The sequence below is a fragment of the Sphingopyxis sp. genome (genome assembly GCF_035686825.1).
GTDB lineage: Bacteria > Pseudomonadota > Alphaproteobacteria > Sphingomonadales > Sphingomonadaceae > Sphingopyxis.
Genome location: NZ_DASRYZ010000007.1, coordinates 331,561 through 346,479, shown reverse-complemented (window position 1 = coordinate 346,479; position 14,919 = coordinate 331,561). Strand labels below are relative to the sequence as shown.

Genomic DNA, 14,919 nt, shown 5'->3' with positions numbered 1-14,919 from the left:
CCTCAGCCCAGCGCCTTCTTGAGCAGCTCGTTCACCACCTGCGGGTTCGCCTTGCCCTGCATCGCCTTCATCGTCTGCCCGACGAAGAAACCGAACAGCGCTTCCTTGCCGCCCTTATACTGCTCGACCTTGTCGGCATTGGCGGTCAGGATCTTGGCGATCTCGGCCTCGATTGCGCCGGTGTCGCTCGTCTGCCTCAGGCCGTCGCGCTCGACGATCACGCCCGCGGCGTCGCCGCTTTCGAGCATCTTTTCGAACACCTGTTTCGCAATGGTGCCCGAAATCGTGCCGTCGGCGACGAGGCCGAGCAGTTCGCCCGCCTGCGCCGGGGTGACCGGGCAATCGTCGAACCCCTTGCCGAGCCGGTTGAGCGCGCCGAACAACTCGCTCGATACCCAGTTGGCCGCCGCAGCCGGCTTCGCGCCGGTCTCGAGCAGCGTGTCGAACCACAGCGCGCTCTCGACCTCGGCGGTCAACACGTCGGCGTTATACGCCGAAATCCCGGCCGCCAGATAGCGCGCGCGCTTGGCGTCGGGCAGTTCGGGCAAGCTGTCGCGGCACTCGGCCAGAAACGCATCGTCGAGTTCGAGCGGCAACAGGTCGGGATCGGGGAAGTAGCGGTAATCATGCGCATCTTCCTTCGACCGCATCGAGCGCGTCTCGTTGCGGTCGGGATCGTACAGCCGCGTTTCCTGCACCACCGTGCCGCCACTTTCGATCAGCTCGACCTGGCGCTTCGCCTCGCCCTCGATCACCGCCATCACGAAGCGCACCGAATTGACGTTCTTCGTCTCGGTCCGCGTCCCGAACTCGTCGCCGGGCCTCCGCACGCTGACATTGACGTCGGCACGCATCGAGCCCTCTTCCATATTGCCGTCGCACGATCCGACATAACGCAGGATCGAGCGCAGCTTGCGGACATAGGCCCCCGCCTCGGCGGGCGAGCGCATGTCGGGGCGCGAGACGATCTCCATCAGCGCGACGCCCGAACGGTTGAGGTCGACGTATGACATCGTCGGATGCTGGTCGTGCATCAGCTTGCCGGCATCCTGCTCGACATGGATACGCTCGATCCCGATACGCTTCGCTTCGGGCAGGCCCGCCTTTTCATCCGCCTCGATCGTCAGCGAACCTTCGCCGACAAGCGGATGATAAAGCTGCGAAATCTGGTAACCCTGCGGTAGGTCGGCGTAGAAATAATTCTTGCGGTCGAAGCGCGACCATTTGTTGATCTCGGCCTCGATCGCCATCCCCGTGCGCACCGCCTGACGGATGCACTCGCGGTTCGGCACCGGTAGCATTCCCGGCATCGCGGCGTCGACCAGCGACACCTGCGTGTTCGGCTCGGCCCCGAACGCCGTCGCGGCGCCCGAAAACAGCTTGGCGTTGGAGGTGACCTGCGCATGGACCTCGAGGCCGATCACGACCTCCCACTCACCGGTTTCGCCCTTGATGCGATAGTCGCTCATTATTCCATCAAGTCCTTCGATATCTCCGCAGAACCGGAGAATATTTCCTCTGCGCCATAGTTCTGAATCGCCACATTCACCAACCCGTCAAAAGGTCCGGCATGTCTTTTCGACATGGTAACTTTCCAACCGGAGAATTCACCCGGTCCGATGACACCCACCAATTGATCTCCGCTGCGTTCGGCAATGGCTGTAAACTCACTTGGTGCTTCGACGGTGCCAGCCCCGTCCGTCCAGCCCCATCCATAGATAGGCTTAACGGACAGGTTCAAACTCACCACCACTTCTCCGCCCGCGCCGTGAAGCCCGCCCGCTCTTCAATTGCCAAGCCGGCGTTCAGCACGCCCTGCTCGTCGAACGCCTTGCCGATGATCTGCAGCCCCAGCGGCAGCCCTTCGCGGTTCAGTGCCGCCGGGACCGACATCGCGGGCAGCCCCGCAAGGCTCGCGGGCACCGCGAACACGTCGTTCAGATACATCGCCAGCGGATCGGCCATCTTCTCGCCCAACCCGAACGCCGCCGACGGCGCGGTCGGCGCCAGGATCACGTCGCACACCCCGAACGCCTGTTCGAAATCGCGCGCGATCAGCGTCCGCACCTTCTGCGCCTGCGTGTAATAGGCGTCGTAAAAGCCCGCCGACAGCACATAGGTGCCGATCATGATGCGGCGCTTGACCTCGGGCCCGAAGCCGTCGGCGCGCGTCGCGGCGTACATGTCCTGCAGCCCCGCACCCTGCGGCAGATCGCGCAAACCGTACCGCACACCATCATAGCGCGCGAGGTTCGACGAGGCTTCGGCCGGCGCGATGATATAATAGGCCGGCAGCGCATATTTGGTGTGCGGCAGGCTGATCTCGACCACGTCCGCGCCCGCATCCTTCAGCATCGCGATCCCCGCATCCCACATCGCGTCGATGTCGGGATCGATGCCTTCGAGGCGATATTCCTTGGGAATACCGACCGTCTTGCCCTTGAGATCGCTCGACAAAGCCGCTTCCCAATTGGGCACCGCCATATTCAGGCTCGTCGCATCCTTCGGATCGAAGCCCGCCATATTCTCGAGCATGATCGCGCAGTCCTTGACGTCGCGCGCCATCGGCCCCGCCTGATCGAGCGAGCTCGCGAATGCCACGATGCCCCAGCGCGAGCAGCGGCCATAGGTCGGCTTGATCCCCGAAATGCCGGTGAAGGCCGCGGGCTGGCGGATCGAGCCGCCGGTGTCGGTCCCCGTCGCCGCGGGGCACAGCCGCGCCGCGATCGCCGAAGAAGACCCGCCCGACGAGCCGCCGGGCGCGAGCGCGGCATTGCCGCCGTCCTTGCGCTTCCACGGGCTGATCACATTGCCGAAATAGCTCGTCTCGTTCGACGACCCCATCGCGAACTGGTCGAGGTTGAGCTTGCCGAGCATGCCGCAACCCGCGTCCCACAGCTTCGCCGAGACGGTCGATTCGTAGCGCGGCACGAAACCTTCGAGCATATGGCTCGCCGCGGTGGTCTGGACGCCGTTGGTCGCGAACAGATCCTTCATCCCGATCGGCACGCCCGAGAGCGGCTTCAGCGTCCCCGCCGCGCGATCGGCATCGGCCGTCTTCGCCGCGGCGATCGCATGTTCGGGCGTCTCGACGATGAAGGCGTTGAGCGCCTTCGCGCCCGCCACATTGGCGTTGAACGCCTCGGCGACCTCGACGGCGCTGAAATCGCCCGCGCGGTGCCCGTCGCGGATCTCTGCGACGGTCAGGTTGGTCAGTTCGGTCATTATTCGATCACTTTCGGCACGCCGAAAAAGCCGTGCTGGGGCGCGGGTGCATTGGCGAGGACGTCGTCGCGGCGGTTGCCGCCGGTCAGCGGGTCGGCGTCGACGACATCGTCGCGCAGCCGCAGCGTGTTGGGGATCACCGCGGTCATCGGCTCGACCCCGGTCACATCGACCTCACCGAGTTGCTCGACCCAGCCCAAAATGCCGTTCAATTCGCCTTCCATCGCGGCGGCTTCGGCATCGCTGATCGCGATGCGCGCCAGCGACGCGATTTTTCTCACTGTTGCCTGATCGATTGCCATGATCGCCCTAACTTTAACGAAGCCGCGCCGCTAGCATCCCCACCGGATCGCATCAAGATGTGGCCATCGAAACTCGGCAACAACCCTCGTCATTCCCGCGAAAGCGGGAACCCAGCCCGCGACGGTGGCAATTGGGTTCCCGCTTTCGCGGGAATGACGAGGGAGAGATTGTTCGGGAGAAGCTAGTCGAACGCCCCCGATTCCGGCTCGCCGTTCACCAGCACGCGGCGCTGCGTCACCGTTTCGACCTCGATCCGCGCGTTCGACAAATCGACCGCCGGCTTTTTCGCGGGCGCAGGTTTGGCCCAATCGCCCTGCACCCATTGGCCGGCGTCATTTTGCGTCACAAAGTCGAAATTCAGCGCATCGCCCGGCTCATTCTGCCCGAGCACGCCGATCCTTTTGTCGTCGAGCCACAGCGCCACGCACGCCTTGGCGCGGCTGCACATATAGCTTCCCGCGATCCGGTCGAGCGCCGCGGCGGGCACGGCGCGGTCCGCGGGAATGACACGCAACCGCTCGGCGAACGGCTTCAGCAGCAGCGCGCCGCGCGGCCCGGTCAGGTCCCAGCGGTTCTTCGCCGCCAGCGCCGCCTTCGCGGCGTCGGCGCGCTCTTTCCGCGGCGAGCGCGCCACCTCCGCCAACGCCGCGCGCCCGCTCGGACCGAAATCATAGGCCATCGCCGCCCAATCGAATTTCTCGACCGGCGTCGCCCCCGATTTCAGCCGAGCGAGCTGGTCGCGCGTCGAAATCGCCCCGAAATCGAGGATCGGCAATGCGAGGAACAGCGCGAGCAGCGCGAGCCCGATCGCCAGCTTCTGCTGCAGCGGCCGCAGCAGATCGTCGAAATTGCGTCGCCCCTTCACCACCGCCCACAGCCCCGCGATGCCATAAGCGAGCGCGATCAGCGCCGCGATCACGCCCCAGATGCGCTCGGGGGTCCAGCCATATTGGATCACGCGCAGGTGCATCGAATAATAAGCGATCCCGGCCAGCGGCAGCACCGCGACCGCCAGCACCGGCGCCGCCCAGCGCAGCGCGGGATTGGTCGCGCGGTCGTCGCCGCCGTTGCCGATCACCGCATTGGCGAGCAGCACCGCGAACGCCGCGACTGCCATCATCACCGCCGCGGTCGAAAATCCCGAATCCCACAGTTTCTGCAGCCCCGTCCCCGCGAGCGAGAGCAGGAAGAGCACCAGCGCGACCGCGAGCACCGGCGCCAGCACCGCGAGTATGATCATCACCAGCCGCTGCAGCGTCGCGACGAGCTTGTCGCGCTCGCGCAACAGACCGACCGCCCCGCCGAACGCCGCGCCCGCGAGCATCCAGCCGAACCATTCGCCGTCCAGCAGGTCGAAGATCAGGTTGATCCCGATCAGCTTGAACATTTGCCCGATCAGCACGGTGAGCAGAAAGGTGATGCCGATGAAGGCCAAGCTCGCCGCGCCGATCACCGCATCGGTCCACGCATGGCTGTGCAGCCGCTCGTACGGCATCGCCCACAGCTTCCAGAACCGCCAGTCGGGCGCGACGTCGCGCCGCGTCTGGAACAGCGGCGTCGCGACGAGCACCGCGAGAATGCCCGACCAAAAGGGCCATTCAACCGGATTGCCCTGGATATTATAGGCCGCGGTCGTCCGCGCGATCAGCCCGAGGATCACGCCCCAGACGAGCGCGAAGCCCAGCGCCCAGTGCCAGCGCCGCCGCTCGACCCCGAGCACGAACACCACCGTCGCCGCGGCGACCCCCGCCGCCAGCGCGCTCCGCCAATGCGCGAGCGCATCGTCATAATGGTGGTCGATCAGCAGGTGAAAGGCGAGCCCCGCGACGGCGCAGATCGCCGCCATGATCCAAGGGCGCAGCGGCCACGGCGGATCGCTGTCGTCGAGGCGCGCCGAAGCAAGCGGTGGATGGGAAGGCGAATCGGCGGCGGCGCCGGCTGCGGCTGCATCGGTCATGCCGACATCTGGGCTTGTTTCACAGCGCGCGGCAAGCCAAATGCGGTCGATACGAATAGCCCCTCATCCGCTCGTGCTGAGCTTGTCGAAGCACCGTCCTCCTTTCCTCGAAGGAAGGACAGCCCTTCGACAAGCTCAGGGCGAACGGGTAGAGAGGGCGGATCTTGCCTCTCCCCGACCGCATGGAGCCCCATTTGGCCCGCAAATTCCTCTACTTCATCGCCGCGATCATCCTCCTCATCCTCGCCGCCGGGGTCGTGTACCAGCTGTTCCCCGGCTGGATCGCGCGCACCGCCTTCGTGCCCAGCACCGAGTTCAAGCCGCAGGCCGCGGTCGCGCCCAACGCCTATGACGACCCCAAGATGTGGTTCGCGCGGCCGGGAATGGAAAAAGACCCCTCGGCATGGCGCCCCGCCGCCGACGGCAGCGAGACCCCCGGCACCGAGCTTCCGGGCGAAAAGGCATCCGGCCAGCTGATCCCGCCCGCCAAGGCGGCGCAGACGGCCGCCGCCGCGCCCGTCCCCAAAGGCAACGCCGCGGTCTTCTTCGTCCACCCGACCAGCTATTACAGCCGCTCGAGCTGGAACGCCCCGCTCGAGGACCGCGATTCGGACCACCGCGCGAACCTCTTCGTGCAGGGCATGGCGAGCGCCTTTGCCGACGCCGGCGAAATCTGGGCGCCGCGCTATCGCCAGGCGACGCTCGGCGCCTTCCTCGCGCAGGACCGCGTCACCGCCGGCAAGGCGATCGATTCGGCCTATCGCGACGTCGAGGAAGCGTTCGACGCCTTCCTCGCCGCGCAGCCAAAGGACAAGCCGATCATCCTCGCGGGCCACAGCCAGGGCGCGCTCCACCTCACCACCCTGCTCCGCACGAAGATTGCGGGCACGCCGCTCGCGAAGCGGATCGCCGCCGCCTATATCATCGGCTGGCCGGTCAGCCTCGACACCGACATCGCCGGCCTCGGCCTGCCCGCCTGCCAGACGCCCGAGCAAAAAGGCTGCATCCTCAGCTGGGCGAGTTTCGCCGACCCCGCCGATCCGGTGATGGTCACCGACGCCTATGACGGCACGATCGGCTTCGACGGCCGCCCGCGCGCCGATACGCGGATGCTCTGCACCAACCCCCTCACCGGCATCCCCGACACCGCCGCGCCGCCCGAGGCCAATATCGGCACGCTCAAGCCCACCGAAGGCTTCAAGTCGGGGTCGCTGATCGCGGGCAAGATCGGCGCCGCCTGCGACGATACGCGCGGCTTCCTGATGATCGGCGACGCCGACATCGCCAAGGAATATGTCGTCGCGGGCTATGTGCTCCCCGGTAACAATTATCACGTCTACGACATCACCCTCTTCTGGGCGAACGTCCGCGCCGACGCCTTGCGCCGCCTCGCGACCTATGAGGGCAAGCCGTCGCCGGTGCCGCCGCCGGCGGAACCGTTGCCCGAGCCGACCGCGCCCGCTTCTCCTCTTTCGTCACCCCGGACCTGATCCGGGGTCCCGCTCGATGATCACCACCACCGCCCCCGAATTTGCCGCCCATTTCCCGAACGGCGGCCGCCTCGCGGGCCTCGACGTCGGCACCAAGACGATCGGCGTCGCCTTCTGCGACACGAACTGGAGCTTCGCGACCCCCGACAAGACGATCATCCGCAAGAAATTCTCGGTCGACTTCGAAACACTCAAGGCGCTGATCGCGCAGCACAATATCGTTGGCCTCGTCGTCGGCCTGCCGCTCAACATGGACGGCACCGACAGCCCGCGCACGCAAAGCACCCGCGCCTTCGCGCGCAACCTCGCCCCGCTCCATCTGCCCCTGCTCCTCTGGGACGAACGCTGGTCGACCGCCGCGGTCGAGCGCGCGATGATCGCCGCCGACGTCAGCCGCGCCAAACGCGCGACACGCGTCGACAGCGCCGCCGCGGCGTTCATCCTGCAAGGCGCGATCGACGCGATGACGCGCGGCTAATTGGAACGCTAGATGCCCCGCATGGATTCGAACCATGACCGCCGCAGTCAAAGTGCGGTGTCCTACCATTAGACGACAGGGCAATGTTCCGCGCGTCTGGCCGGCAATATCGCCGGAGTCACCCCTTCCGCACTTGCCAGACTCGCCGCACCCACCTAAACGCTCCCCTTTAATGACAAGCTCCACCACCCGACCCGCCAGCGACTATCCGCCCGGCGGCGATGCCTTTCGCCATCGCCACCTCACCGGCATCGCCCCGCTCACCCCGTGGGAGATTTCCTACGTCCTCGACGCCGCCGAAGAGTGGGTCGAACTCAACCGCAGCGGCGCATCGAAGCATGACGACCGCCTCGCGGGCCTGACGATCATCAACGCCTTTTTCGAAAATTCGACGCGCACGCTTCTCTCGTTCGAGATCGCGGGCAAGCGCCTCGGCGCCGATGTCGTCAACATGCACGCCGCGCAGTCGAGCGTGAAGAAGGGCGAGACGCTGATCGACACCGCGATGACATTGAACGCGATGCGCGCCGACGCGATCGTCATCCGCCACGCTTCGTCGGGCGCGGTCCAGCTCATCGCCGACAAGGTCGACTGCCCCGTCCTCAACGCGGGCGACGGCCGCCACGAGCATCCGACGCAGGCCTTGCTCGACGCGCTTACCATCCGCCGCCGCCTCGGCCGCGTCGAGGGCCTCACGATTGCGATCTGCGGCGACGTCCTCCACAGCCGCGTCGCGCGTTCGAACATCCTCGCGCTGACGCTGCTCGGCAACGAAGTGCGCGTCGTCGCGCCGCCGACGCTGACCCCGCCCGCGATGGAGCGGATGCACGTCACCACCTTCACCGACATGGACGAAGGCATCAAGGATGCGGATGTCGTGATGATGCTCCGCCTCCAGAATGAGCGCATGGACGGCGCGTACCTGCCCTCGGCGCGCGAATATCACGCGCTCTACGGCCTCACGCCGAAGCGGCTCGAAAAGGCCAAGCCCGACGCCATCGTCATGCACCCCGGCCCGATGAACCGCGGGGTCGAAATCGACAGCAGCATCGCCGACGATCCCGCGCGCTCGACGATCACCGAACAGGTCGAAATGGGCGTCGCGGTGCGCATGGCGTGCCTCGACATATTGACGCGCCGCAAGCGGGGGGTCCCGGGATGGAACTGAAACCGCTCCACATCGTCAATGCGCAACTGATCGATGGCGACACGCCGCGCGCGGGTAGCCTGCTCGTCGCAAACGGCCGCATCACCGCGCTCGACCCGACCGAAATCCCCGACGGCACCGAAACCGTTGACGCCAAGGGCCAGTGGCTCGCCCCCGGCATCATCGACCTCGGCGTCTTCGCGACCGACAAACCCGCCTTTCATTTCGGCGGCATCACGCGCGCCGCGCTGATGCCCGACAGCGGCCCGCTCGACGGCGCCGGGCTGGTCGAGCGCGCAGCGAAAGGCGGCAAGCCCGACCTCTGGGTCCACCCGCTCGCCGCCGCGACCAAGGGCCTCGCGGGCAAGGAACTCGCCGAGATCGGACTGATGAAGCAAGCGGGCGCGCGCGCCATCGCCACCGGCCGCGGCCGCATCGCCGACAGCGGCGTGATGCGCCGCGTGCTGTCCTACGCGGCCTCGCTCGGCCTCGTGACGATCATCCATGCCGAGGACGAAGGCCTCACCGCGGGCGCGGTCGCCACCGACGGCGAGATGGCGACGCGCCTCGGTCTCGCCTCCGCCCCCGCCATCGCCGAGGCGATGGCGATCGCGCGCGACCTCGCGCTCGTCGAGGAAACCGGCGCTTCCGTCCATTTCCGCCAGGTCACCACCGCGCGCGGCCTCGACCTGATCCGCGCCGCCAAGGCGAAGGGGCTCCCCGTCCGCTGCGGCATCACCCCCGCGCACCTGCTGCTCTCCGACACCGCGATCGGCGATTTCCGGACCTTCGCGCGCCTCTCACCGCCGCTGCGCTCAGAGGACGACCGCCACGCGTGCCTCGCCGCGATCAAGGATGGCACGATCGACATCTTGTCGTCGGGCCACGACCCGCGCGGCCCCGAGGACAAACGCCTCCCCTTCGCCGAGGCTTTGCCCGGCATGGCGGGCGCCGAAACCCTGCTCGCGCTCGGCCTCGGCCTCGTGCGCGACGGCCATGTCTCGCCCGGCCGCCTGTTCGAACTGCTCGCAGGCACCCCCGCCCGCCTGCTCGGCGTCGACGCCGGCAACCTCGCCGTGGGCAAGGAAGCCGACCTCATCCTCGTCGACCACGGCACGCCGTGGCAGGTCGACGCGAAGAAAATGGCCGCCTGGGCCGGCAACACCCCCTTTGACGGCATGCCGGTGCAGGGCCGCGCGACGATGATGTGGAAAGGCGGCCAGCGGATACGCTGATACCGGCTTTATCTCGCTGATCTAATTCGATACTCCTCGGCGGACGACCGACAATAGCGAGGAATGATCCGATGCGCCGATTCGCCGTTCCAGCTCTCGCCGCCGCCTTCTTCGCAACCGCCGCCGCCGCGCAGATGCAGCCCGTCCAGGGCATCCCCTGCGCGCAAGGGCTCCCCTGCAACGCCCCGCCGCCGCAGGTGCTGCAACAAATCTATGGTGACGCCCGCCCCCCGGCCGCGCCCGGACAGGTCATCCCGTTTCAACAGGAAAAACAGGAATATGTCGGCGGCTATATGGTCAACAGCTTCGCCGCGATCGCCTTCTGGCGCTCGGCGTCGGGCCAGCCCGGCTATAGCTATGGCGCGCTGCGCGGCGACAATCGCGAGCAGGCCGAACAATATGCGATGACGGCGTGCCGCGAGGCGGGCGGCCGGGACTGCGTCGTCGGCTTATGGGGCGGCAATGGCCATTTCGCGATCGCGCGCGACAAGGAAGGCCAATATTATGCCGGCTTCGCGGGCACGCCCGGCGGCGCGAAACGTTCGGTGATGGGCAGTTGCAAGAGCGTGGGCGCCAAATGCAAGGTCGTCGAGACACTCGAAAGCATGCCCTATTTCTTTCGCTTCTGACCCTCAGCTGCCGTCGGTCGCGGCCACCCCAAAAAACAGAGAGGCGCAGCCTCGCGGCCACGCCCCTCCCCCCTTATCCGGGTAAAATCCTTTAGCGCGATGCGAGCCGCATCGAACCGGCCTTCGCCGCCCACTGGATCGTTTCGCTGCCGCCCATCGCACGGATGAAGCAGCTCTGCCCCTGCGCTTTCAGCTGGTTGCACAGGCTCGTCGCGTCGGTGCGCGAGGCTAGGCCGTTGACCGTCAGGCGATAGTAAGTGCGGCCCTTGACCGTCGCGGCATGGCTCGATGCCGGGAAATTCCCGAGCACGCCGTTACGCTTCTTCAGTGTGCCCCATTTTTCCTTGGCGATCGCCAGGCTGTCATAGGCGCCAAGCTGCACCGCCCAACCGTCGGGCTTTTTCGCGTCGAAACCCATCGCCTTGGGGATCAGCACCGTCGCCAGTTCAAGCGCCTGCTGCTGCGCGGGGCGGATGCGTCCCTCGCCCGCGACACGCGGCGCAGCGCGATAGGGGGTAGCTTCGGCGAGAATCATCTCGCCCGCCGGCTGCGGCTGCGGCAATTCGGTGACGGGCACCACGCCGCCCTCGCCGCGCACCGGCATCGGCAATTCGACGCTGCGGATCGCGCTGCCCGCGTCGGCAAGCACCGGGGCAAGCACCGGCGGCGGCGGCGCATAGTCGGCGACCGGCGCCGGATCGGCGCTGGCAATCTGGGTCGCGGGCTCGCTTACCGGCTCGGCCGCGGCCATTTGCGTATCGGCGAAATTGCTGAGCGCGAGGCGGACCGGCATCCCCGCATCCTGCTGCGCCTCGGTGCCGATCAGGCCCGCGACGCGCACCTGCGCATTCGGCTGTTCGGCGAGCTTCGACCATTCGGCCATCCGGCCTTCGAGCTTGTCGAGCGACAGATCCTGCGACGCGACGATGCGCGCCTGCGCCCAGCGGCCCGACAACGCGAGCGCGAGCGCGAAATTCTGCCGCGTCCGCGCCTCGGCACCCTCGGCGCGCGCGGCTTGGCCCAGCACATAGAGCGATCCTTCGGCATCGCCGGCCAAGGCGAGCGCCAGCCCGAGGTCCGACGCCGGAACCGTGTCGCGGTGCCGCGTCAGCAACGATACCGCCTCGGCATTTTTGCCCTGTGCGATCTGCGACAGCGTCAGCGACAGGATCGTGTTGCTGTCCGTCGCGCCGAGTTCCATCGCCTCGGTCAGCGCCGCGCTCGCCGATGCGAAGCGGCCGTCGTTGAGGTAAGCCTGACCCAGCAGCGCGCGAAAGCCCGCGTCGCGCGGGCTTCCCGCGACCGCGGCTTCGGCGAGGCCGACGGCCTTGCTCGCCTTGCCCGCTTCGAGCGCGGCGCGCGCCTTGTCGGCCGATTTGGCGGCGAGCGCGGGCGCGCCGGCAGCGCGCGACGGCGCATCGGCCATCTTGCCCATGCCGCTGCATCCGGTCGCCACGCCGAGGACGAAGCCCGAAAGGGCCAGCTTCTTCAGCAACTTGCGGTTCATGACGGGTCCCCCTCTTGGTTCGTCAGCGCTTTGCGCGCGCCGGACGCGCGGCCGGCAGGCGGCTCGCCATCGCGTCGATTTCGGGCAGCGACGCCAGATATTCGTCGAGCAGATCGGTCAGGATCACCTGCGACGACCGGTTCGTCACCGCGCTCGCAAGCCGCAGACGCAAATGGCGCTCGGCGTCGAGGCGCAGCGTGAAGGCCGCCTTTTCGCGGGCCCGCAGCGCGCGCGGCGCCTTTTCTTTCTTCGGCGCGGCCTCAGGACGCGCCTCGACCTTGCGCGCCACCGCGGCGACGCGTTCGATCAGCGATTCCTGCTGGCGGACGACCTCGGGGATTTCGTGCGTTTCGGCCTCGAACTGGTCGGCGCCATAATCGTCGGTCGGCCCGGCAAAATCGTCCGCAACTTCCTGCGCCAGCTCGAGATGCGCGCTGTCGTCGACCGCATGTTCGGCCTCGACATTGTGCGCCGGCACCGATCCGGTGAGCAAGGGTTTCAGGTCGAGCATCCGCGTGGGTTCGGCCGACTGGTCGGGATCGACATCATAGCCCATGTCGTTCCAGCCGAGGTCGTCATAACCCATGCTGTTCAGCGGTGCGGGGCCGCTGCCGAGCGGCTGGCGGCGCATCGCGGGACGCGCTCCGCCCTTGCGGGCCAGCAGGCCGGCGCTCAGCGATGCGAGGGGTTTCGGTTCGCCCATGGTTCCCGCTCCCGTCACTGACCGGCGATGCGGCGGCCGAAGCCACCGCCCATCGGGCGGACCGCGCCGTAATTGCCCTGCGTCGGGACCGGCGCGGCAAAGATCGTGCGGCGGAAATTCTTTTCGAGGCGATCGTTCATATAGGTCCACAGCTGGCGGATTTCGTCGGCCGAGCGTCCGTTAGGGTCGACCTCCATCACCGTGCGGCCGTCGATCATCGACGCGGCATAATCGGTGCGGTGGTGCAGCGTGACCGGCGCGACCGTGCCATGCTGCGACAGCGCGACCGCGGCCTCGCTGGTGATCTTCGCCTTAGGCGTCGCCGCGTTGACGACGAACACCAGCGGCTTGCCCGCGCGTTCGCACAGGTCGACCGTGGCGCCGACGGCGCGCAGGTCGTGCGGGCTCGGGCGCGTCGGGACGACGATCAGTTCGGCGACCGAAATCACGCTTTGGATCGCCATGGTGATCGCCGGCGGCGTGTCGATGACCGCGAGCTTGAAGCCCTGCTGGCGCAGGATTTCCAGGTCGGAGGCGAGCCGCGCGACCGTGGTCTGGGCAAAGGCCGGAAGGTCGGTTTCGCGCTCGTTCCACCAGTCGGCGAGCGAGCCCTGCGGATCGATGTCGATGAGGACGACCGGGCCGGCGCCGGCAAGCTGCGCCTGCACCGCGAGGTGCCCCGACAGCGTGGTCTTGCCCGACCCGCCTTTCTGTGAAGCCAATGCCAATACGCGCACTGCGTTTACCCCCTCGGAAATCCTAAAATCGGCGAAGGGATGCCATGCGGGGCGCTAAAATTGGGTTAACGATGATAAAAAGAGGGTGAACGACTTCCTCACACCTATGGTAAACAACCCCTCAAGACCAACTTGTCCCAGAACGGATCAAGTCGGTCGCGCCGCATATTGTCGCTAACACCGTGTTAGCCAATTGGCGCTATGAAGCATCCGGGGACTGCAGCCGCTGTCATGCCGCGCAAGTCATTGGAGAATAAGATGCGTTCGTTCCGCACCGCCATTTCACTGGCCCTGCCGCTCGCTCTGGCGTCGATGCTGGCGGCGCCCGCCCTTGCCGACGTCAAGGACGGCGTCGATGCGTGGCAAGCGGGCAATTATCAGGCGGCGGTCGCCGAATGGCGCCCGCTCGCGATCGCCGGCGACGCCGATGCGCAGTTCAACCTCGGCCAGGCATACAAGCTCGGCCGCGGCGTGCCGACCGATCTGGCGCAGGCCGAAGCCTGGTATCGCCGCGCCGCCAAACAGGGACATTTGCAGGCCGAGGACAATCTCGGCCTCGTCCTCTTCACCGCGAACCGCCGCGAAGAGGCGATGACGTTCATCACCCGCTCGGCCGCACGCGGCGAACCGCGCGCCCAATATGTCCTCGGCACCGCGCACTTCAACGGCGACCTCGCGGCGCAGGACTGGCCGCGCGCCTATGCGCTGACCAAGCGCGCGAGCGACGCCGGGCTCGCCATCGCCTCGGCGCGCCTCGTCCAGCTCGACAATCTGATCCCGCTCGACCAGCGCCAGCGCGGCCTCGCGATGATCCCCGACATCGAGCGCGGCGAACAGCAGGCGCGCCTCGCCGCGGTCAGCGCCGCGGCGCCGCCCGCGCCGAAACCCGCGCCCGCCTCGCCGATCAAGACCGCGAGCCTGCCCGCCTCGACCCCCGGCACCAGCTACACGCCCCCGCCGGTGATCAAGGCGCAGCCGGCGCCGTCACCCGCCGCGAAGGTTCCCGAACCGATCCGCAGCGTCGCCGTGCCGTCCTCGCCCGCCGCCAGCGCGGCGGCAGCGGCCGCCGCCGAAGCGACCGCCGACGCCGTCGCGGCGACCGGTCAGACGGCGCCCGGCACCACTTACGCGCCGCCGCCCAAAAGCGGCACGCTACCTCCTGCCCCTGCGCCCACACCGGCGAAACCCGCCAAGGCCGAACCCGCACCCGCCAAGCCCGAACCGGCAAAGACGACGCCCACCCCCGTTCGCGTCCACAGCGCCGCCGCCGCCAGCCCGTGGCGCGCGCAGCTCGGCGCCTTCGGCGTCGAAGGCAATGCGCGCAAACTCTGGGCGACGCTCGAAAAGAAGAATCCCGCCTTCGCCGGACGCCAGCCCTATCTGGTCAAGGGCGGCAAGCTCACCCGCCTCCAGGCCGGCGGCTTCGCGAACAAGGGCGAAGCCGAAAGCTTCTGCGCGGCCCTCCGCAAGAACGGCCAGCCTTGCTTGGTCGTCGATAAATAGCGCAA

Annotated in this window: 14 protein-coding genes and 1 tRNA gene; 6 read left to right on the top strand and 9 right to left on the bottom strand. The window is 67.4% G+C overall.

The annotated features are described in order from the left end of the window. Positions 1 to 2: 2 nt before the first annotated feature. From gatB to VFG17_RS19520, 5 genes are all read right to left on the bottom strand, one after another. Positions 3 to 1,469 (bottom strand): Asp-tRNA(Asn)/Glu-tRNA(Gln) amidotransferase subunit GatB, encoded by a 1,467-nt coding sequence (gene gatB / locus VFG17_RS19540; protein ID WP_325031038.1) that lies wholly within the window; start codon positions 1,467 to 1,469, stop codon positions 3 to 5. Next, positions 1,469 to 1,747: a hypothetical protein gene (locus tag VFG17_RS19535; protein WP_325031037.1), complete on the bottom strand. Its 279-nt coding sequence runs from the start codon at positions 1,745 to 1,747 to the stop codon at positions 1,469 to 1,471. The genes gatB and VFG17_RS19535 overlap by 1 nt, the downstream gene beginning before the upstream one ends. Further along, positions 1,744 to 3,225 carry an Asp-tRNA(Asn)/Glu-tRNA(Gln) amidotransferase subunit GatA gene (gatA, locus tag VFG17_RS19530; RefSeq protein ID WP_325031036.1) on the bottom strand — a complete coding sequence of 494 codons (1,482 nt, stop codon included), beginning with the start codon at positions 3,223 to 3,225 and terminating at the stop codon, positions 1,744 to 1,746. The genes VFG17_RS19535 and gatA overlap by 4 nt, the downstream gene beginning before the upstream one ends. Continuing rightward, a complete protein-coding gene (gatC, locus tag VFG17_RS19525) occupies positions 3,225 to 3,527 on the bottom strand; it encodes an Asp-tRNA(Asn)/Glu-tRNA(Gln) amidotransferase subunit GatC (protein ID WP_184644462.1) in 303 nt (100 codons plus the stop codon). Before gatC ends, gatA begins: the two co-directional genes overlap by 1 nt. 182 nt (positions 3,528 to 3,709) lie before the next feature. Then, a complete protein-coding gene (locus VFG17_RS19520; RefSeq protein ID WP_325031035.1) occupies positions 3,710 to 5,485 on the bottom strand; it encodes a DUF4153 domain-containing protein in 1,776 nt (591 codons plus the stop codon). A gap of 194 nt (positions 5,486 to 5,679) precedes the next feature. Between VFG17_RS19520 and VFG17_RS19515 the strand changes: the two genes are divergently transcribed. Continuing rightward, entirely contained in the window at positions 5,680 to 6,975 is a 1,296-nt protein-coding gene (locus VFG17_RS19515) for a DUF3089 domain-containing protein (protein ID WP_325031034.1), read from the top strand. Positions 6,976 to 6,991: 16 nt separating this feature from the next. Beyond that, complete coding sequence (gene ruvX, locus VFG17_RS19510) at positions 6,992 to 7,453, top strand: Holliday junction resolvase RuvX (protein ID WP_325031033.1); 462 nt, start codon at positions 6,992 to 6,994, stop codon at positions 7,451 to 7,453. A 12-nt stretch (positions 7,454 to 7,465) separates the two neighbouring features. Here the strand turns inward: ruvX and VFG17_RS19505 are convergent. Then, positions 7,466 to 7,536 (bottom strand) — tRNA-Gln (locus VFG17_RS19505). 89 nt (positions 7,537 to 7,625) lie between these two features. Between VFG17_RS19505 and VFG17_RS19500 the strand changes: the two genes are divergently transcribed. The 3 genes from VFG17_RS19500 (at position 7,626) to VFG17_RS19490 (ending at position 10,464) form a co-directional block, all read left to right on the top strand. Continuing rightward, positions 7,626 to 8,621, top strand: coding sequence for an aspartate carbamoyltransferase catalytic subunit (locus VFG17_RS19500; RefSeq protein ID WP_325031032.1), 996 nt, complete (start codon positions 7,626 to 7,628; stop codon positions 8,619 to 8,621). After that, positions 8,612 to 9,835, top strand: coding sequence for a dihydroorotase (locus VFG17_RS19495; protein ID WP_325031031.1), 1,224 nt, complete (start codon positions 8,612 to 8,614; stop codon positions 9,833 to 9,835). The genes VFG17_RS19500 and VFG17_RS19495 overlap by 10 nt, the downstream gene beginning before the upstream one ends. Positions 9,836 to 9,906: 71 nt before the next feature. Beyond that, positions 9,907 to 10,464 (top strand): DUF4189 domain-containing protein, encoded by a 558-nt coding sequence (locus VFG17_RS19490; RefSeq protein WP_325031030.1) that lies wholly within the window; start codon positions 9,907 to 9,909, stop codon positions 10,462 to 10,464. A gap of 91 nt (positions 10,465 to 10,555) precedes the next feature. Here VFG17_RS19490 and VFG17_RS19485 read toward each other — a convergent pair whose 3' ends face one another. From VFG17_RS19485 to VFG17_RS19475, 3 genes are read right to left on the bottom strand one after another with little or no spacing between them, the layout of a single operon-like run. Then, positions 10,556 to 11,971, bottom strand: coding sequence for an SPOR domain-containing protein (locus VFG17_RS19485; RefSeq protein ID WP_325031029.1), 1,416 nt, complete (start codon positions 11,969 to 11,971; stop codon positions 10,556 to 10,558). Positions 11,972 to 11,993: 22 nt separating this feature from the next. Beyond that, a complete protein-coding gene (locus tag VFG17_RS19480) occupies positions 11,994 to 12,674 on the bottom strand; it encodes a hypothetical protein (RefSeq protein ID WP_325031028.1) in 681 nt (226 codons plus the stop codon). Positions 12,675 to 12,688: 14 nt separating this feature from the next. Continuing rightward, positions 12,689 to 13,411, bottom strand: a complete 723-nt coding sequence (locus VFG17_RS19475) for a ParA family protein (protein WP_136174082.1) — start codon at positions 13,409 to 13,411, stop codon at positions 12,689 to 12,691. A 258-nt stretch (positions 13,412 to 13,669) separates the two neighbouring features. On the opposite strand from VFG17_RS19475, the gene VFG17_RS19470 reads away from it, so the two are divergent. Continuing rightward, positions 13,670 to 14,914 (top strand): SPOR domain-containing protein, encoded by a 1,245-nt coding sequence (locus tag VFG17_RS19470; protein ID WP_325031027.1) that lies wholly within the window; start codon positions 13,670 to 13,672, stop codon positions 14,912 to 14,914. Positions 14,915 to 14,919 lie beyond the last annotated feature (5 nt).